Here is a 16,747-nt window from a genome sequence, read left to right on the forward strand (position 1 = left end):
GCTCGTGCGGCCCTGCCGGTGCAGGCCCGGCGCGCGCACGACTGGCGTCCCGCCGTTTGCACCCCTGCGCCGCGTGGGTAAGAATGCAGCTATGCGAACTGATCACTCGAAAGGATGAGCATGGGCATCACCGTGAAGCACACCAGGCCGGATACGGCCAAGGTCACCCTGGTCGGCGAGATGATGGACGGGAGCTTCGACGCCCGGGTCATGGCAGAGACCGATGTGCCCTACACCAAGTACTGGGACAACGAGCTGGAACAGCGCGTCGTCTACCTGAACCCGGACCCGGAGCAACTGAAGGCGATCGTCGCCGCCCTGAACGAGCGCCGCCTCTCGCTCGACGACCTGCAGGACTTCGGCAGTTCCGCGGGCGGCGAGTCCGAATTGCCGATCTGAGACCGCCCTCGCCTCGGCCGCGCCTCAAGGCACCAGCTTGGCGCCCGAGCCGATGATCTCGTCGTGGCGTTCGTGGTCGCGCTTGTGCAGGTAAGCGGCGGTGGTCGCTATGTTGGCGTGGCCGGCGGTGTCTTGCAAGGTCTTGAGCTGTACCCCGCTGTTGGCGTGGTTGGTCAGCATGCTGTGGCGCAGCCAGTGGGTCGAGGCCTGGCGCAGCGCGGCCGCGCTGTCGGCGTCGCCCTGTCCCAGCGCGCGGTCGGCGGCGGCCACGAACACGGCTTTCAGCGCCTCGGACGCCGCTTCATCGGTGATGCGCGCCGCTTCCTTGCTGCGGCTGGACAGCACCAGCGGCGTGCGGTCGGCGCGGCCCGTCTGTGGCGGCAGGCCGAAGGCCTGGCGGTAGTCCTGGTAGGCGGCCAGCATGGCCGGCGGCACCGGCAGGCGGCGCGGCTTGGCGCCTTTTCCCATGACGTCCAGCCACCAGCGCCCGTCGCCCTCGCTGTAAATCGCGCCCATGTGGGCGCCGACGATCTCGTTCAGGCGCGCCCCGGTCTGGGCAAACGCGACCAGCAGGAAGCGGTCGCGTTCGCGCTGGCGCAGGCTGGCCGGGGTGTCGGCCACGCGCGCTGCGACGGCGTCGAGCGCATGCGCGATCGCCTGCGGCGTCAGGTAGCGCGTGATGCGGCTGCCGTGGGCGGCCCGCACGTTGCGCACCAGCCTGGCCGGATTGCGCCGCAGGTAGCCGGTCTGCTCGGCATAGCCCAGCAGGCCTTTAATGGCGATCATGGCCTGGCGGCGGCTCGCATCCGACAACGGGCCGGAGAACGGCCGGTAGCGCGGATCGTTGCGCGGCCACTTGGTGGTGGAAATCCATTCCGGCGGCGGGTTGCGGATGAATTCCTTGTAGGCGTTCAGGTCGGCGACGGTCAGTTGCTGGAAGCTCTTGCGCGCTTCTTCGCGGCACCAGGTGAGGAAGCGGTAGAGTTCCTTCTGGGTGTTGGCGATGGATTTCGGGCTCAGCTCTCCCTGGCCGATGTACTCGCGCGCCAGTTCGGCGTCGCTGCGGGCATCGGTCACCGGCTCGTCTCCCACGCCGCGGAACACGGCGCTGCGCGCACTGGCCGCCATCCGCAGGGGCGAGTCTTCTGGGAGCGGGTCGAGATCGATCGGGAGGAAGCTGGGCATCGTGGAACCAATACTGTGTTTATGTACAGTATAACATCGCGCGGCCGGGTCACCAAGCGCGCGCCTGCGGCATAATGCGGGTTTGTTCCCACCCATCCCGGAGTCACCATGTTCCTGCCGCGTTTCCCATGTCCGCTGCGCCATGCCGCCGCCGCCCTCCTCGCCCTGCCGCTGGCCGCCACGGCCGCGCAGCCCGTGATCGAGGTCTACAAGACCGAGTACTGCGGCTGCTGCAAGGAGTGGATCAAGCATCACGAAGCGAACGGGTTCCAGGTCAAGGCCCAGAACGTCGCCAATCCGTCGGACTACCGCGAGAAGTTCGGCATCCCTGCCGAATACGGCTCCTGCCACACCGGCCGCGTGGGCGGCTATGCGGTCGAGGGCCACGTGCCGGCCGGCGACATCAAGCGCATGCTGGCGGAAAAGCCCAAGGCCCGCGGCCTGGCGGTGCCCGGCATGCCGATGGGTTCACCGGGCATGGAAGGATCGCGCAAGGATCCCTACGAGGTGTTGTTGGTCAAGGACGGCGGCAAGACCAGCGTCTACAAGCGCTACGAGTAAACGAAGCCCGCGCCGGCCCTGCGGCGCCCTTGGCATAATGGGTTTCCAGCATCGAGGGAGACCACTATGCCCACCCAGCATCCGCAGAACGACCCGTCGACGACGCTCGGCGTGGGCGGCGCGACCAGCGGCCAGCAAGGCGCCACGCCCGTCCACGAAACCCAGCGGGAAACCGGCGGCAGCGGCGGCGACGGCCTGACCCGCAACCAGTCCGGCGAGACCGCCAACGCCCCGGGCGGCGCCGGCGCCGGGGGCGGCCGCCCGGAAGCCGAAGGCAGCGCCATGACCCACGTCGGACGCGGTCCGCAGGACACCCGTCCGAACCAGGCCAGCCCCGGCGCGACCGGCCTGGGCACGCCGGAGACCGGCGGCAACCAGAGCGAAGCCGACCTGCCGCCCGCGACCTGATTACATCCGGATGGTCCCGTGCTCGGCGTCCACGTCCGGCGTGGAGCCGGTCACGGCCGCCTTGGCCATGGCGAACATGCGCACCATCTTGCTGTCGTTGGCATCCCAGTATTCGGCGGCGTGCGGCATCACCCGCACCAGCACCACGTGCTCGTCCTCGGGACCGGCCGGGAACCAGGCCTGCACCATGGGGTTCCACAAGGCGTGGATCCGGGCGCGCTCGACCACGCGCTCGGCGCGGCCGCTGACCGAGACCCAGGTGCTGTTGTCGGGGTCGGCGAAGCTGACGTTCACCTCCGGTTGGTGGGCGATGTTGTCCCACAGCTCGGTCGTGGTCCGGGTGTAGAACCACAGGGCGCCGTCGGCGTCGACCTCTTGGTTGGTCATCGGCTGGCTGACCAGGTGACCGTTCTGGTCGCGGGTCGTGAACATGGCAAAGCGCATCGAGCCGATCTTCTCGGACAGCGCGGCCGCGTGCGCCCGGGCGTATTGATCTGACATGTGCATTCCTTTCAGGTGGTTGGTACGGCGATCCTAGCGCCGCATCGACGCCCCATCCGTGCGTCCGCGTACAGTGTCCCGCGCTTGACCCACCGGCCCGACCCTGACGCGACATGGCCAAATCGACTATAGTGATGCCTCTGTACAAATTTGACACCACCATGAAATTTGACGTCGCTATTGTCGGCAGCGGTCTGGCCGGCCTGTCGGTGGCCCTGCACCTGGCGCAAACCCGCAAGGTTGCAATCGTTTCCAAACGCGCCCTCCTCGACGGCGCCAGCAACTGGGCCCAGGGCGGCATCGCCGCGGTGCTCGATTCCAGCGACAGCCACGACCAGCACATCGCCGATACCTTGATCGCCGGCGCCGGCCTGTGCGAGGAAGCGGCCACCCGCTACATCGTCGAGAACGGCCGGGCGGCGATCGAATGGCTGATCGAGCAAGGCGTGCCCTTCACCCGCGACGCCTCGGCGGAGCTCGGTTTCCACCTGACCCGCGAGGGCGGCCACAGCCAGCGCCGCATCATCCACGCGGCCGACGCCACCGGCCATGCGGTGCAGGTCACACTCGAACAGAAGGTGCGGGCGCACCCCAACATCTCCCTGTTCGAGCACCACTGCGCGATCGACGTCATCACTTCCGACAAGCTGACCGGCAAGGGCGTGCACGGCGGCGCGCCGCACCTGGTGGGCCAGCCGCGCTGCTACGGCCTGTACGTGCAGGACGAGCAAAGCGGCGAGGTGCTCACCTTCGAAGCCGAGCACACGGTGCTGGCCACCGGCGGGGCCGGCAAGGTCTACCTGTACACGACCAATCCCGACACCGCCACCGGCGACGGCATCGCCATGGCCTGGCGCGCCGGCTGCCGCGTGTCGAACATGGAATTCATCCAGTTCCACCCGACCTGCCTGTACCACCCGTATGCGAAATCCTTCCTGATCACCGAAGCGATCCGCGGCGAAGGCGGCCTGCTCAAGCTGCCGCCGGAAGCCGGCGCCGCGGCCGGCACCCGCTTCATGCCGGCCCACGACGAGCGCGGCGAACTGGCGCCGCGCGACGTGGTGGCGCGCGCCATCGACTTCGAGATGAAAAAGCGCGGCCTGGACTACGTCCACCTCGACATCAGCCACCAGGATCCGGCGTTCCTGAAGGAGCACTTCCCGACCATTTACGCGCGCTGCCTGGAGCTGGGCATCGACATCACCAGGGAGCCGATCCCGGTGGTGCCGGCGGTGCACTTCACCTGCGGCGGCATCGTCACCGACCTGGCCGGGCGCACCGACATTCCCGGCCTGTATGCGGTCGGCGAGACCGCCTGCACCGGCCTGCACGGCGCGAATCGTCTGGCCAGCAACTCCCTGCTGGAGTGCGTGGTGGTCGGACGCGCCTGCGCGCACCAGATCGCGGCCGCACCGAAGATCGAGAACCCGGTGCTGCCGCCCTGGGACGAGTCGCGCGTGACCAATGCCGACGAAGAGGTGGTGATCGCCCACAACTGGGACGAGCTGCGCCGCTTCATGTGGAACTACGTCGGCATCGTGCGCACTACCAAACGCCTCGAGCGCGCCCAGCACCGCATCAAGCTGCTCAAGGAAGAGATCGACGAGTATTACCGCAACTTCCGCATCACCCACGACTTGCTGGAACTGCGCAACCTGGTCGAGGTGGCCTCGCTGATCGTCAACAGCGCCTTGTCGCGCCACGAAAGCCGCGGGCTGCATTTTTCGCGCGACTTCCCGGACACCCTGCCGAAGGCCCTGCCGAGCGTGCTGACGCCGGAACGCCGCTGATTTCCCGGCCGGCCGGCAAATGCGGGCCGGCCGCCATGCCGCACTTATACCATGTCGCGCCCCGCCCTCACGCCCTCCACCATCCTGCTGCTGACCGTACCCCCGGTGCTCTGGGCGGGAAACGCCATCGTCGGCCGCCTGGTGCGCGACGCGGTGCCGCCGATGACGCTCAACCTGATCCGCTGGACGATCGCCCTGGCGGTGCTGGTGCCGCTCGGGCGGGCCGCGCTCAGGCACGGCAGCGGGGTGCTGGCCAACTGGCGCCGCTACGCCATGCTCGGCCTCTTGGGCGTGGGCCTGTACAACTCGCTGCAATACCTCGCCCTGCAGAGTTCCACGCCCATCAACGTGACCCTGGTGGCGTCCGGCGTGCCGGTCTGGATGCTGCTGGTCGGGCGTCTGTTCTACGGGGTGCCGGTCAAGCGCAAGCAGATCGTGGGCGCGGTCCTGTCGATCGCGGGCGTGCTGGTGGTGCTGTGCCGGGGCGACCTCCACGGCTTGCTGGCGCTGCGGCTGGTGATCGGCGACCTGTACATGATCCTGGCCACCATCGCCTGGTCCTTCTACAGCTGGATGCTGATGCAGCAGAAGGACGCACCCGGCCTGCGCGCCGACTGGGCGGCCTTCCTTCTGGCCCAGGTCGGCTACGGCGTGCTGTGGTCGGCCGCCTTGGCCGGGGGCGAATGGGCGTTGCATGACGTGGCCATCAGCTGGAGCTGGTCCTTGGGAGCGGCCCTGCTGTACGTGGCGATCGGGCCGGCCATCCTGGCCATGCGCTGCTGGGGCGCGGGCGTGCAGCGCGCCGGGCCGAGCATCGGCGCCTTCTTCATCAACCTGACGCCGCTGTTCACGGCGGTACTGTCTTCGAGCTTCCTGGGCGAGGCGCCCCACCTCTACCACGTGCTGGCCTTCGGCATGATCGTCGGCGGCATCGCGGTGTCGGCGCGCTAGGCGACGCAATTCTTTAGCCAGGGAATCGTGTTTTGCTTTGACAAGGGCGGATGCTACGATCCCAGCCAATGGAGGATCACGCAACATGGCAGCAGTCTTGACCGTCCAAGGCCAGGCGGAAGCGCTGGCGGCATTCCTGGAACGGTATCCGCGCGCGCTGGTGCTGACCGGCGCCGGCCTGTCCACCGCCTCGGGCATTCCCGACTACCGCGACCGTGACGGCACCCGCCGCGGGCGCCAGCCGATCCAGGGGCCGGAATTCCGGCGCTCGGCCGACATTCAGCGGCGTTACTGGGCGCGCAGCATGGTGGGCTGGCCGATCATGGCCGGGGCCAGGCCGAACGGCGGCCACCACGCGCTGTCGCGCCTGGAACAGCACGGCCGCTTCGGCTACCTCCTGACGCAGAACGTCGACGGCCTGCACCAGCAGGCCGGCAGCCATGGCGTGCTCGAGCTGCACGGCAACGTGCACAGCGTGGTGTGCATGCATTGCAAGGCGCAGTTTGCGCGCGCCTTCGTGCAGACCCTGCTGAACGAGGCCAATCCCGAGCTGGCGAACGTGCTCGCCGCCCCGCTGCCGGATGGCGACGCGGCCATCGAGCCGGATGCGCTGGAGGACTTCCACCTGCCCTTCTGCGTCCATTGTGGCGGCGCGCTGGCGCCGGATGTCGTATTCTTCGGCGACGGCATCCCGCCACCCCGCACCGCCCGCGCCCTGGCGCAGATGGAAGCGGCCGATGCCCTGCTGGTGGTCGGTTCGTCGCTGATGGTGTACTCGGGTTTCCGCTTCTGCCGCATGGCGCAGGAGAGCGGCAAGCCGATCGCCGCTGTGAACCTGGGGCGTACCCGGGCGGATCACCTGATCGCACTCAAAATAGAAGAGTCGGCCGAGCGGCTGTTGCCGCGCGTCGCCGACCTGCTCCACGCGGAAGGAGCCGGAGGAGTCACATCGATTACTCGACCATAGGGGGATAGTGTGACCAAGAGCTACCGCAAGACAACAACGAGCAGCACCGGTTCCAGTGGGCTGCGCACGGGCGCCATCTTGGCGGCGCTCGGCCTGGCCGCCTCTTTCGCGTATGTGCGCGCCATGACCCGTCAGGCCGAACGCGACAATCCGCCGCAGGGCAAGTTCGTCGAGGTCGACGGGGTGCGCCTGCATTACGTGGAGCGCGGCGCCGGCCCCGTCCTCGTGCTATTGCACGGCAACGGCGTCTATTCGAAAGATTTCGAAACGAGCGGCCTGCTCCAGCGGGCCGCCGAGCACTACCGTGTGATCGCCTTCGACCGGCCCGGCTTCGGCTACAGCGAGCGCCCGCGCAGCACGCTCTGGACCCCGGACAAGCAGGCGGCCCTGCTGCACCGGGCGCTCGGGCAGATCGGCGTGGAATCGGCCATCGTGCTTGGTCACTCCTGGGGCACGATGGTCGCGCTCGCGATGGGCTTGCAGCAGCCCGACTTCGTGCGCGGCCTGGTGCTGCTGTCGGGCTACTACTACCCGAGCCTGCGCCTGGACGTGGCCACGCTGACCCAGCCGGCAATACCGGTCGTCGGCGACGCCCTGCGGTATACGGTGTTGCCGCTGATCGCCCGGGCGATGTGGCCAGGCATGGCCAAACGCTGCTTCTCGCCGAAGCCGGTCGATGCGCGTTTCGACGCCTTTCCGCTGTGGATGGCCCTGCGGCCGAAGCAGTTGCGCGCCGCCGCGGCCGAGACCGCGGTCATGATTCCCGCGGCGGCCACCCTGTCGAAGCGCTATGCCCAGCTAAAGGTGCCGTCGGTGATCGTGGCCGGCACCCAGGACAAGATCGTCGATGCCGGCCACAATTCCGAGCGCCTGAGCGAGCGCCTGGCCCTGAGCCAGCTCGAGCTGGCGCCCGGCGTCGGGCACATGACGCACTACGACAGTCTGGACAAGGTGATGGCCGCGATCGACACGATCGCGGCGCAGGTGGGCGAGCCGCTGCATGTGCGCTCGCCCGAGGCGGAAGCCCTGGCGCGGGCGAGCGAGAGCGGCGTGTAAAAATCAGCCCTTGAGCACGTACTTGATGATGATCCCGGCCGTCAGGGCCGCGAAGATCACCAGCGACAGGCCGCCATGCAGCACGGGCGAACCGATCGACACCTGCGAGGTGCGCGGGTCCATTTCCATGCGCACGGCCTTGCCGAACATGACCGGGCGCAGGAAGCCGCGCACGCCCACCAGCACCATGCCGATGCCGAAGCACAGGTCGGCGGTATTGTGGGTGTTCAGGCCATTGACCAGGGTCGGCATGCCCAGCAGCAGGCCGAAGGCCAGCCACAGGATGCGCGCGCCGGTCGAAAGGCGCAGTCGGCTCCAGTCCATCATGCCGCCACCTCCTTGAGCGCACCGACGATGCGCAGCGAATAATCGGTCGCGCGCACGTCCTTGGTCAGGCTGCCCACCGAGATCCGGTCCACGCCGGTCGCGGCGATCGCGCGCACCGTGTCCATGTTGATGCCGCCGGAGGCTTCCAGCAGCGCACGGCCGGCGTTGACCCGTACCGCCTCGGCCATCATGTCGAGGTTGAAGTTGTCCAGCAGGACGGACTTCACGCCGGCCGCCAGCGCTTCTTCCAGCTGGGCGATGGTCTCGACCTCGATCTGCACCGGCGCGCCCGAGTTCAGGGCTTCGGCCGCCTGCAGGGCGCGGGTGACGCCGCCGGCCGCCGCGATGTGGTTTTCCTTGATCAGGATGCCGTCGTACAGCGCCATGCGCTGGTTCTGGCCGCCGCCGACACGCACCGCGTACTTCTGCGCCAGGCGCAGGCCCGGCAGGGTCTTGCGGGTGTCGAGGATCGCCGCCTTGCTGCCCTGGATCGCATCGACATACTTGCGGGTGGCGCTGGCCACGCCCGAGAGCAGCTGCATGAAGTTCAGCGCCGCGCGCTCGGCGGTGAGCAGCGAGCGCGGGGAGCCTTCGATGGTGCAGACGACCGAGTCCGCGTCCATCAGGTCGCCCTCGGCATACTTCCAATCGATCTCGATGTCCTGGTCGACTGCCAGCATCACGCCTTCGAACCAGGGCGCGCCGCACAGCACCGCCGCTTCGCGCACGATGACGCGCGCCTGCACCCGCGGCTGGCTGGGCACCAGCATGCCGGTCAGGTCGCCGGTGCCGACGTCTTCCAGCAGCGCCGCCAGGATGTTGGCTTCGAAAGCGGACTGCAGTTTCTCGTCAAACTGCTCTTCAGAAATGTAAGGATTACGCAGGGTCGTCATGCGGGGCCGACTCCGTTGAACAGCGTTGCGTTCTGCTCGAGCGCACCGCTCGGCAGGGCCTGTGCCTTCTTGGCGGCGGCGAAGTCGAGCATGCGGTCGATCGCGCGCCTGGCCTGGCGGCCGATCTCCGGGTCGACGTGCACTTCGTTGACGCCGGTCTCCAGGGCGTCGGCCAGGTTCTTCAGGCCGTTCATGGCCATCCATGGGCAGTGGGCGCAGCTCTTGCAGGTGGCGCTGTTGCCGGCGGTAGGCGCTTCGATGAAGTGCTTGCCCGGAGCCGCGGCGCGCATCTTGTGCAGGATGCCGTTGTCGGTGGCGACGATGAAGGTGCTCGCCGGCAGGTTCACCGCGGCGTTGATCAGCTGGGTAGTCGAGCCGACCACGTCGGCCTGGGCCACCACCGAGGCGGGCGACTCCGGGTGCACCAGCACCTTCGCGTCCGGATATTCAAGCTTGAGCAGATCGAGTTCGACGCCCTTGAACTCGTCGTGCACCAGGCAGGAACCCTGCCACAGCAGCATGTCGGCGCCGGTCTGCTTCTGGATGTACGACCCCAGGTGGCGGTCGGGCGCCCACAGGATCTTCTTGCCCTGCTCGTGCAGGTGCCTGACGATGTCCAGGCCGATCGACGAGGTCACCATCCAGTCGGCGCGCGCCTTGACGGCGGCGCTGGTATTGGCGTACACCACCACGGTGCGGTCCGGGTGCTGGTCGCAGAAGGCGGCGAACTCATCGGCCGGGCAGCCCAGGTCCAGCGAGCAAGTCGCGTCCAGGTCCGGCATCAGGATGGTCTTTTCGGGGCTCAGGATCTTGGCCGATTCGCCCATGAAGCGCACGCCGGCCACGACCAGGGTCCTGGCCGGGTGGTCACGGCCGAAACGCGCCATTTCCAGCGAATCCGAGACGCAGCCGCCGGTTTCCTCGGCCAGGTCCTGCAGTTCGGCGTCCACGTAGTAGTGGGCCACCAGCACGGCATCGCGCTCCTTCAGCAGGCGCTTGATGCGTTCCTTGAGTTCCGCTTTTTCGCTGGCGCTCGGCACGGCGGGCACGCGCGCCCAGGCTTCGGCCGTCGCCGGGTTGATGGTGCAGGCTTCGCCGACCTGGGGCCGGTCGTATTCGTAGGTCTTGATCGGTGCGGTGATCATGCGGTCGGGTCTCCTATCAGGCGATGCCCTGGCTCGTCAGGTATTCTTCGTAGTTGCCGCGGAAGTCGACGATCTCGTTCTCGCGGATCTCGAGGATACGGGTGGCCAGCGAGGACACGAACTCGCGGTCGTGCGAGACGAAGATCATGGTGCCGGCGTACTTGTCGAGGGCGATGTTGAGCGACTCGATCGACTCCATGTCCATGTGGTTGGTCGGTTCGTCCAGCAGCAGCACGTTGTGACGGCCCAGCATCAGCTTGCCGTACATCATGCGGCCCTTCTCGCCGCCGGAGAGCACCTTGACCGACTTCTTGACTTCGTCGCCGCCGAACAGCAGGCGGCCCAGGATCGAGCGCACCGCCTGGTCGTCGTCGCCTTCCTGGGTCCACTGGCCCATCCAGTCGGTGAGGTTCTCGCCGCCGGCGAATTCCTCGGTCGGATCCTGCGGCATATAGCCGACGTCGGCATTCTCGGCCCATTTCACGCGGCCCTGGTCGGCGTCCAGGCCGGTGATGTCGGCGCCGCCGATGCAGCGCAGCAGCGTGGTCTTGCCGGCGCCGTTGGCGCCGATGATCGCGATGCGTTCGCCCGCTTCGACCATGATCGAGAAGTTCTTGAACAACTGGCGGTCATAGGATTTCGACAGGCCCTCGGTCTCCACCGCCAGGCGGTGCAGCTTCTTCTCGCCTTCGAAGCGGACGAAGGGATAGGCGCGCGAGGACGGCTTGAATTCCTCGATCTTGATCTTGTCGATCATCTTGGCGCGCGACGTGGCCTGGCGCGCCTTGGACTTGTTGGCCGAGAAGCGGCGCACGAAGTCCTGCAGTTCGGCGACCTTTTCCTTCGCCTTGGCGTTGTTGGCCAGCTGCTGGTTGCGCGCCTGGGTCGAGGCCAGCATGTAGTCGTCGTAGTTGCCCGGGTAGATTTTCAGCGTGCCGTAGTCCATGTCGGCGACGTGGGTGCAGACCTGGTTCAGGAAGTGGCGATCGTGCGAGATGATGATCATCGTCGAGTTGCGCTGGTTGAGGATGTCTTCCAGCCAGCGGATCGTGTTGATGTCCAGGTTGTTGGTCGGCTCGTCCAGCAGCAGGATGTCCGGGTTCGAGAACAGGGCCTGGGCCAACAGCACGCGCAGCTTCCAGCCCGGCGCCACGGCGCTCATCGGTCCCTGGTGCAGGTCGCTGGCGATGTCCAGGCCGAGCAGCAGCTCGCCGGCACGCGCTTCGGCCGAGTAGCCGTCGTATTCGGCGACCTTGCCTTCCAGTTCGGCGGCGCGCATGTAGTCTTCGTCGGTCGCTTCCGGATTGGCGTAGATCGCGTCGCGCTCGGAGATGGCGTTCCACAGTTCGGTGTGTCCCATCATGACGACGTCGAGCACGCGCACGTCCTCGTACGCGAACTGGTCCTGGCGGAGTTTGCCGAGGCGCTCGCCCGGGTCGAGGCTGACGTTGCCGGCGGAAGGCTCGAGGTCGCCGCCGAGGATCTTCATGAACGTCGACTTGCCGCAACCGTTCGCACCGATCAGGCCGTAACGGTTGCCTTCGCCGAACTTGACGGAGATGTTCTCGAACAGCGGCTTGGCGCCGAATTGCATCGTGATATTGGCAGTGGATAGCACTAGGAAACCTTTAGAAGCTGAGTTAGCAACAATGTTGCCGGATAACCCGCGATTCTACCATCGCAGTGACGTCAGGGCTAATCGCGGCGCCCGGCAAGGCGAAACGGCGCACCCGCGTGCGCCGTCGAGGACCGCAGTGCGGGGCTGGTTCAGCCGCAGTAGGCGGCCTGGCGCAAGGTCGGATAGTCCGACAGGGTCAGCGTGAATCCTTCGCCGTGCGTCACCAGGCGTCCCTGGGCGCCGAAGGGAATCGTCACCCGGCGCGGGATGTGCCCGAAGCTCAAGCCATGGATGAGCGGCACCGGCAAGCTCGCGCGCAGGTGGGCCAGCATGGTGTCGAAATCGTAGCCGTTGTCGTTCGGCGCCAGCTTGTAGCCGGAGAAGTCGCCCAGCACCACCGCGCGCTGGCGCGCCAGGACGCCGGCCTGGTCGAGCTGGAGCAGCATGCGCTCGACCCGGTATGGGTGCTCGCCGATGTCTTCCAGATAAAGGATGCCGCCATCGATGCGCGGGAAGTAAGGCGTACCCAGCAGCGAGACGATCATCGCCAGGTTGCCGCCCCAGAGCGTGCCCTCTTCCTGGATGCAGGGGTTGCCAGCGGCGCGCTCGACGATCGTATGCGTCGGTCCCGTCAAGCATTGCCAGAAGTCGTCCAACGTGAACTGCACCGGTTCCCGGGCGCCGAAATCGCCCGCGATCATGGGCCCGGCGTAACTGAGCGCACCCGTGCGCGCCATCAGGCCCATGTGGATGGCCGTGATGTCGGAAAAGCCGACCACCAGCTTGCCACTGGCGGCGATGCCCTCGAAGTCGATGTGCGGCAGCAGTCGGGTGGTGCCGTAGCCGCCGCGCAAGGCCATGATGATCTGCACGTCCGGGTCGGCGACGGCGGCGGCAAGCTGGGCCAGGCGGCCCTGGTCGGTGCCGCCGAAGCGCTCGTGGATGCTGGCGTGGTCGTAATAATTGTGGACGAGGCAGCCGTGCTGCTCGAGGCGGGCAATGCCGCGCTCGACCGCGCACGGGTCAAGCGCCTGGCCGGCCGGGGCCACGATGGCGATGCCGATTTGGGGGGTGATCACTGTTTGACGATTATTGTTTGACAAATAAGCTCGGTGTTGAGTCTGGCAACATCTTACCCCTGGCATGGGCGTCGATCAAGGCAAGAAGCCGCTCGACCAGCTGCGGCGGAAGGTCGTGCCCCATGCCCTGGATGACTTCGAGGCGGGCGCCGGGGATGCGGCTGGCCGTGTCTTCTCCGCAGGCGGGCGGCACCAGCGGGTCGCAGGCGCCATGGATCACGAGCGTGGGCGCGGTGATCGTGGCCAGCTGTGCACAGCGGTCGCCGGACGCCGCGATCGCCATCATCTGGCGCGCCTCACCGCTCGGGCAATAGCTGCGGCGCACCGAGCGGGCGACGCGCTTGCGCAAGACCTTCTCCGGGGTCGGGTAGGACGGGCTGCCGATGGCGCGCAGGAGCTGCACGCCGTGCTCGATGATGCTGTCGACGTCGCCCGGGTCGGCGGGACGCCGGGCCAGCAGGCTGGCGAGCTTCTTCCCGGGGCCGGGCAGCCCGCGGCGGCAACTGCTCGACATGATCGAGGTCAGGCTCAGGATGCGCTGCGGGTAACGTGCCGCCAGGATCTGGGCGATCATGCCGCCCATTGCGACGCCGACCACATGGGCGCGCGCCACCCCGAGGGCCGACAGCACCCCGATCGCGTCCTCGGCCATGTCGTCCAGGCGGTAGGCCGCGCGCAGCGGCCAGCCGAGTTTCGATTTGATCGAGGCCAAGGTCAGGTTGGGAACGCCGGCCTGTTCGAACTTGGTGGACAGGCCGCAATCGCGGTTGTCGAAGCGGATGACATAGAAACCGAGTTCGACCAGGCCTTCGACGAACTCGTCGGGCCAGGCGGTCAGCTGCATGCCGAGCCCATGCACCAGCAGCAGCGGCGGGGCCTTGGGGTCACCTGCGGTGTCGAAGGCGATGCGGATTCCGTTGGCGTTCAGCGTGGGCATGGCGGCATGCCGGCGCCGCGCAGGGGCGGCATCGGCTCTTCAAGCGACAGGGTTGGCTCGCCGCCCAAGCGAAAACCACCGGGCGGCCTGCAAACAGCATATCACTTTCACCAGGGGGCGGGCGCTCGTGCCGGCGTACGACTCGTCTTACGCCGAACGCTTACGCCGAACAGCCAGTCGGCCCGTGCTCATCCGCCGCGGGAAGCTTGCGGGCCGCGGCGCGGCGCTCGGCGAAGAAGGCTTTCAGGAGGCTGCTCGACTCGTCCGCCATCACGCCCCCCTGCACCTCGGTATGGTGGTTGAGCCGCTCCTGCTCGAACAGGTCGAGCACCGACCCGCAGGCGCCGGTCTTGGGATCGCGCGCGGCGTACACCACGCGCGCCAGGCGCGCATGCATCATCGCGCCCGAACACATGACGCAGGGCTCGAGGGTCACGTAGAGTTCGCAGCCCGGCAGGCGGTAGTTGCCGAGCTTGGCTGCGGCGGCGCGCAGCGCCACGATCTCGGCGTGGGCGGTGGGGTCGTGGCGGCCGATCGGCTGGTTGTAGCCGGTGGCGATCACTTCGCCGTCCTTGACCACCACCGCACCTACCGGCACCTCGCCCTCGGCCCAGGCCAGCCTGGCCTGTTCCAGGGCCAGCCCCATGTAGCGCTCAAGCATCGGTCACTTCGGCCCAGCAGTTCGGGGTTTCGTGCAGCACCAGCTTATGCAGGCGCAGGCCGGTGCCGTAGCGGTCGGTGAAGACCGTCTTGAGGATGTTGAAGGCGACGCGCGCCAGGTTTTCCACGGTCGGGATGCAGTCGATCACCACGGTCTTGTGGTCGGGCAGCGAGGCGAGGAACTCGCGTACTTTGTCATCCTTTTCGTACACGAGGAAGGCATGGTCCCACACGTCGACCAGATGCTGCTTGGCCAGGGTCTTGACGTCGGAGAAATCCATGATCATGCCGTTGTCGGAATTTCCTTCAACATCGATGACGTCGCCGGTCAGGGTGATCTCGAGGGTGTAGCGGTGGCCGTGCAGGTTGCGGCACTGGCTCTTGTGGTCGGGAATGCGATGGCCGGCATCGAATTCCAGCTTGCGGGTGATAGTTAACATCGGGTCAGCAATGATTCAGGGAATCTGGAGGAGTTTGTGGGTCTGCAGGCTCAGCTTCCACTTGGGATTGCGGCGGCAGGTTTCGATCGCCAGGCGCGTGTTGTCCGCGGCGAGCGGGCCGTCCATCGGCTGCACGTAGAAATTCTCGAAGTCGAGCCCCTCGTAGGCGGACAGGTCCTGGCCTGCCTGGGGAATCACCACCTTGATCTCGTTGCCCTTCGCGACCACCAGCTCGGCTCCCATCTTGGGGCTGACGCAGATCCAGTCCACGCCTTCCGGGACCGGCAGCGTGCCGTTGGTCTCGATGGCGATCGTGAAGCCGCGCGCGTGCATGGCGTCGATCAGCGGCCGGTCCAGCTGCAGCAGGGGTTCGCCGCCGGTGAAGACGACGTACTTGCTGGCGCTGTGGGTGGCCGGCCACAGGCCGTCGATCTCCGCCGCCAGCAGCTCGGGCGCGCGGAACTTGCCGCCGCGCTCGCCGTCGGTGCCGACGAAATCGGTGTCACAGAAGGTGCAGACGGCCGTGGCACGGTCGGCCTCGCGCCCGGTCCACAGGTTGCAGCCGGAAAAGCGGCAGAACACGGCCGGGCGCCCCGCATGGGCGCCTTCGCCCTGCAGGGTATAGAAGATCTCTTTGATGCTGTAAGTCACGGTAAGCCTCTCGTCAACCGGCGATTATACCCTGCGTCCGGCGCCGTCGGCCAGGCATCCATGCATTGAGGATGAGCAATATTGCCCATGGGACTCAGGTGTACCTTCATACGGAATCTTCCGAATGCTAGTCAGAAGGATGCCATGAACAAGCACAGCTCATTCCTAGTCCCATTTTCAGCGTTTGCCTCAGTGCTCGGCGCCATGGCACTGAGCGCACCGGCCAGCGCCGCCATGCCGCTGCCGCTACGCGGCGCACCGCCCGAAATGATGGCCGCGGCGATGGTGACCCTGGCCGCCATCGCACTGGCCGTGCTGCTCGAGCGCCGCGGCCACGCCACCCAGGAACGGATCCGCGCGCTGGAGCAGCAGCTGGAGGCCGAGCGCGGTGCCCATGCCGATGTCGAGGACGCCCTGGCGGGCAGCCACGAGGTGCTGTGCCGCCTGGTGCGCAAGCAGGAAAGCGTGCGCGAAGCCGAGCGGGCCCGGATCGCCCGCGACCTGCACGACGAGCTCGGCCACCGGCTGCTGTCGCTGCGGGTGGAGCTGGCGCTCCAGCAGGCTGCGGTACGCGGCACTTCCCCTGCCGTACATGACAAGCTCACCGCCGCCATCGGCAACCTGGATACCGCCATCCGTTCGGTGCGCGCGCTGGTCACCGGCCTGCGTCCAATCGCCAAGGGCATGAGCCTGCGTCACGCCGCCGAGCGCCACCTGGCCGACTTCGCGCGCCTGCATGGCCTGGACTACCGCCTGGATGCGGGGCGGGACGGCGGCGAGGACGACGAACGCCGCGACCAGGAACAGGACGCGGTGCTGTTTCGGGTGCTGCAGGAATCGCTGTCGAACGTGGCCCGCCATGCCCAGGCCACGATGGTCTGCGTGACCCTGGTGGAATCGGCCGGCGAGGCGGTCCTGACGATCGAAGACGACGGCATCGGCCCCGGCGCCCTGGGCCACCTCGATGCCCGCGGCTGCGGCATCGACGGCATGCGCGAGCGGACCGAGGCCTTCGGCGGCACCCTCACCGTCCTGCCGGGCCGGCGCGGCGGGACGGTCGTGAGTGCCACGCTGCGCTTGCGGCGAACACCGGTCCAGGCGTAAAGCCGGGTGCCGGCGGCTATCAGCAAAGGCTCTTGCTGAAAATCAATAAGGTTGTCCCTGCGCGGTAGCAGAATC

The 16,747-nt window shown here is 67.4% G+C and carries 19 protein-coding genes; 8 read left to right on the forward strand and 11 right to left on the reverse strand.

Annotation, left to right across the window (positions count from 1 at the left end; genetic code table 11):
* Positions 1 to 120 precede the first annotated feature (120 nt).
* The gene (locus MasN3_RS13950; protein WP_281907852.1) at positions 121 to 399 is read left to right on the forward strand and encodes a hypothetical protein; all 279 of its coding nucleotides are present in this window, start codon (positions 121 to 123) and stop codon (positions 397 to 399) included.
* Between the two features lie 24 nt (positions 400 to 423).
* On the opposite strand, the gene MasN3_RS13955 is transcribed toward MasN3_RS13950, so the two are convergent.
* Positions 424 to 1,584, reverse strand: coding sequence for a tyrosine-type recombinase/integrase (locus tag MasN3_RS13955; protein ID WP_281907853.1), 1,161 nt, complete (start codon positions 1,582 to 1,584; stop codon positions 424 to 426).
* A 108-nt stretch (positions 1,585 to 1,692) separates the two neighbouring features.
* Between MasN3_RS13955 and MasN3_RS13960 the strand changes: the two genes are divergently transcribed.
* A complete protein-coding gene (locus MasN3_RS13960) occupies positions 1,693 to 2,145 on the forward strand; it encodes a DUF411 domain-containing protein (protein ID WP_281907855.1) in 453 nt (150 codons plus the stop codon).
* A 66-nt stretch (positions 2,146 to 2,211) separates the two neighbouring features.
* Positions 2,212 to 2,553 carry a hypothetical protein gene (locus tag MasN3_RS13965; RefSeq protein ID WP_281907856.1) on the forward strand — a complete coding sequence of 114 codons (342 nt, stop codon included), beginning with the start codon at positions 2,212 to 2,214 and terminating at the stop codon, positions 2,551 to 2,553.
* Here the strand turns inward: MasN3_RS13965 and MasN3_RS13970 are convergent, their stop codons facing one another.
* The gene (locus tag MasN3_RS13970; protein WP_281907858.1) at positions 2,554 to 3,054 is read right to left on the reverse strand and encodes a pyridoxamine 5'-phosphate oxidase family protein; all 501 of its coding nucleotides are present in this window, start codon (positions 3,052 to 3,054) and stop codon (positions 2,554 to 2,556) included.
* Positions 3,055 to 3,215: 161 nt separating this feature from the next.
* Between MasN3_RS13970 and nadB the strand changes: the two genes are divergently transcribed.
* The 4 genes from nadB (at position 3,216) to MasN3_RS13990 (ending at position 7,818) form a co-directional block, all read left to right on the forward strand.
* Complete coding sequence (nadB, locus tag MasN3_RS13975) at positions 3,216 to 4,844, forward strand: L-aspartate oxidase (protein ID WP_281907860.1); 1,629 nt, start codon at positions 3,216 to 3,218, stop codon at positions 4,842 to 4,844.
* A gap of 51 nt (positions 4,845 to 4,895) precedes the next feature.
* Complete coding sequence (locus MasN3_RS13980; RefSeq protein ID WP_281907862.1) at positions 4,896 to 5,795, forward strand: DMT family transporter; 900 nt, start codon at positions 4,896 to 4,898, stop codon at positions 5,793 to 5,795.
* 85 nt (positions 5,796 to 5,880) lie between these two features.
* Positions 5,881 to 6,762: an NAD-dependent protein deacetylase gene (locus MasN3_RS13985; protein WP_281907864.1), complete on the forward strand. Its 882-nt coding sequence runs from the start codon at positions 5,881 to 5,883 to the stop codon at positions 6,760 to 6,762.
* A 9-nt stretch (positions 6,763 to 6,771) separates the two neighbouring features.
* Complete coding sequence (locus tag MasN3_RS13990) at positions 6,772 to 7,818, forward strand: alpha/beta fold hydrolase (protein ID WP_281907865.1); 1,047 nt, start codon at positions 6,772 to 6,774, stop codon at positions 7,816 to 7,818.
* Between the two features lie 3 nt (positions 7,819 to 7,821).
* Here MasN3_RS13990 and MasN3_RS13995 read toward each other — a convergent pair whose 3' ends face one another.
* From MasN3_RS13995 to queE, 9 genes are all read right to left on the reverse strand, one after another.
* Positions 7,822 to 8,145 carry a hypothetical protein gene (locus MasN3_RS13995; RefSeq protein WP_281907866.1) on the reverse strand — a complete coding sequence of 108 codons (324 nt, stop codon included), beginning with the start codon at positions 8,143 to 8,145 and terminating at the stop codon, positions 7,822 to 7,824.
* Positions 8,142 to 9,038 carry a carboxylating nicotinate-nucleotide diphosphorylase gene (gene nadC, locus MasN3_RS14000; protein ID WP_281907867.1) on the reverse strand — a complete coding sequence of 299 codons (897 nt, stop codon included), beginning with the start codon at positions 9,036 to 9,038 and terminating at the stop codon, positions 8,142 to 8,144. The genes MasN3_RS13995 and nadC overlap by 4 nt, the downstream gene beginning before the upstream one ends.
* Complete coding sequence (nadA, locus tag MasN3_RS14005) at positions 9,035 to 10,183, reverse strand: quinolinate synthase NadA (RefSeq protein WP_281907868.1); 1,149 nt, start codon at positions 10,181 to 10,183, stop codon at positions 9,035 to 9,037. Before nadA ends, nadC begins: the two co-directional genes overlap by 4 nt.
* Positions 10,184 to 10,199: 16 nt before the next feature.
* Positions 10,200 to 11,801: an ABC-F family ATPase gene (locus tag MasN3_RS14010; RefSeq protein ID WP_370662294.1), complete on the reverse strand. Its 1,602-nt coding sequence runs from the start codon at positions 11,799 to 11,801 to the stop codon at positions 10,200 to 10,202.
* A gap of 149 nt (positions 11,802 to 11,950) precedes the next feature.
* The gene (gene ldcA / locus MasN3_RS14015) at positions 11,951 to 12,880 is read right to left on the reverse strand and encodes a muramoyltetrapeptide carboxypeptidase (RefSeq protein ID WP_281907869.1); all 930 of its coding nucleotides are present in this window, start codon (positions 12,878 to 12,880) and stop codon (positions 11,951 to 11,953) included.
* 10 nt (positions 12,881 to 12,890) lie between these two features.
* Complete coding sequence (locus MasN3_RS14020; RefSeq protein ID WP_281907871.1) at positions 12,891 to 13,817, reverse strand: alpha/beta fold hydrolase; 927 nt, start codon at positions 13,815 to 13,817, stop codon at positions 12,891 to 12,893.
* Positions 13,818 to 13,977: 160 nt separating this feature from the next.
* On the reverse strand, positions 13,978 to 14,478 hold the full coding sequence (gene tadA, locus MasN3_RS14025; protein ID WP_281907872.1) for a tRNA adenosine(34) deaminase TadA: 501 nt from the start codon (positions 14,476 to 14,478) through the stop codon (positions 13,978 to 13,980).
* Complete coding sequence (queD, locus tag MasN3_RS14030; protein ID WP_281907874.1) at positions 14,471 to 14,917, reverse strand: 6-carboxytetrahydropterin synthase QueD; 447 nt, start codon at positions 14,915 to 14,917, stop codon at positions 14,471 to 14,473. Before queD ends, tadA begins: the two co-directional genes overlap by 8 nt.
* A 15-nt stretch (positions 14,918 to 14,932) precedes the next feature.
* A complete protein-coding gene (queE, locus tag MasN3_RS14035) occupies positions 14,933 to 15,568 on the reverse strand; it encodes a 7-carboxy-7-deazaguanine synthase (RefSeq protein WP_281907875.1) in 636 nt (211 codons plus the stop codon).
* Between the two features lie 204 nt (positions 15,569 to 15,772).
* On the opposite strand from queE, the gene MasN3_RS14040 reads away from it, so the two are divergent.
* Entirely contained in the window at positions 15,773 to 16,672 is a 900-nt protein-coding gene (locus tag MasN3_RS14040; protein ID WP_281907877.1) for a sensor histidine kinase, read from the forward strand.
* Positions 16,673 to 16,747: the final 75 nt, after the last annotated feature.

The sequence above is a fragment of the Massilia varians genome, from assembly GCF_027923905.1.
GTDB classification, from domain to species: Bacteria; Pseudomonadota; Gammaproteobacteria; order Burkholderiales; family Burkholderiaceae_D; genus Telluria; species Telluria varians_B.

What these genes read in the sequence shown, in the direction of transcription:
- tadA (WP_281907872.1), bottom strand. Translation starts at nt 14,478, where the DNA reads ATGCTTGAGCGCTACATGGGGCTGGCCCTGGAACAGGCCAGGCTGGCC.
- MasN3_RS13965 (WP_281907856.1), top strand. Translation starts at nt 2,212, where the DNA reads ATGCCCACCCAGCATCCGCAGAACGACCCGTCGACGACGCTCGGCGTG.
- MasN3_RS13980 (WP_281907862.1), top strand. Translation starts at nt 4,896, where the DNA reads ATGTCGCGCCCCGCCCTCACGCCCTCCACCATCCTGCTGCTGACCGTA.
- nadC (WP_281907867.1), bottom strand. Translation starts at nt 9,038, where the DNA reads ATGACGACCCTGCGTAATCCTTACATTTCTGAAGAGCAGTTTGACGAG.
- MasN3_RS13970 (WP_281907858.1), bottom strand. Translation starts at nt 3,054, where the DNA reads ATGTCAGATCAATACGCCCGGGCGCACGCGGCCGCGCTGTCCGAGAAG.
- MasN3_RS14020 (WP_281907871.1), bottom strand. Translation starts at nt 13,817, where the DNA reads ATGCCCACGCTGAACGCCAACGGAATCCGCATCGCCTTCGACACCGCA.
- nadB (WP_281907860.1), top strand. Translation starts at nt 3,216, where the DNA reads ATGAAATTTGACGTCGCTATTGTCGGCAGCGGTCTGGCCGGCCTGTCG.
- MasN3_RS13995 (WP_281907866.1), bottom strand. Translation starts at nt 8,145, where the DNA reads ATGATGGACTGGAGCCGACTGCGCCTTTCGACCGGCGCGCGCATCCTG.
- MasN3_RS13985 (WP_281907864.1), top strand. Translation starts at nt 5,881, where the DNA reads ATGGCAGCAGTCTTGACCGTCCAAGGCCAGGCGGAAGCGCTGGCGGCA.
- MasN3_RS14040 (WP_281907877.1), top strand. Translation starts at nt 15,773, where the DNA reads ATGGCACTGAGCGCACCGGCCAGCGCCGCCATGCCGCTGCCGCTACGC.
- nadA (WP_281907868.1), bottom strand. Translation starts at nt 10,183, where the DNA reads ATGATCACCGCACCGATCAAGACCTACGAATACGACCGGCCCCAGGTC.
- MasN3_RS13950 (WP_281907852.1), top strand. Translation starts at nt 121, where the DNA reads ATGGGCATCACCGTGAAGCACACCAGGCCGGATACGGCCAAGGTCACC.
- queD (WP_281907874.1), bottom strand. Translation starts at nt 14,917, where the DNA reads ATGTTAACTATCACCCGCAAGCTGGAATTCGATGCCGGCCATCGCATT.
- MasN3_RS13960 (WP_281907855.1), top strand. Translation starts at nt 1,693, where the DNA reads ATGTTCCTGCCGCGTTTCCCATGTCCGCTGCGCCATGCCGCCGCCGCC.
- MasN3_RS13955 (WP_281907853.1), bottom strand. Translation starts at nt 1,584, where the DNA reads ATGCCCAGCTTCCTCCCGATCGATCTCGACCCGCTCCCAGAAGACTCG.